Origin of the sequence: Streptomyces beijiangensis, from assembly GCF_017315755.1 — a bacterium.
Taxonomy (GTDB): domain Bacteria; phylum Actinomycetota; class Actinomycetes; order Streptomycetales; family Streptomycetaceae; genus Streptomyces; species Streptomyces beijiangensis.
The window spans coordinates 1-283 of record NZ_JAFLRJ010001736.1 but is presented as its reverse complement, the minus strand read 5'-3'; the positions used below and the strand labels follow the sequence as shown (position 1 = coordinate 283).

1 pseudogene is annotated in these 283 nt (G+C 68.2%); it reads left to right on the top strand.

Annotated elements, in window-relative coordinates:
• Positions 1–283: pseudogene (locus J0695_RS43435) on the top strand (SCO6880 family protein); the annotation flags it as partial.

Below are 283 nucleotides of genomic sequence, written 5' to 3'. Positions count from 1 at the left end.
CGATGGAGCCCACGTACCTCCAGGCGAAGACCCGTGAGTCCTCCACGCGCGCGCCCTGGTGCCACTCCACGGCCTGGGTGAAGGAGTGGCCGATGACCCCGGTCGGCGTCAACTTCCTTGCCCCGCTGCTGGTCCACACCCCTGACGTGATCCGTACGGTCGCGGTCTGCATGGACCTGGAGCCCACCGAGATCGCCATCGAGCGCATGCTCACGGAGAAGACGAACGACGAGGCGGAGGCATCCCGCGCCGCCAAGATGAACCGCACCGTCGACCCCCGCGA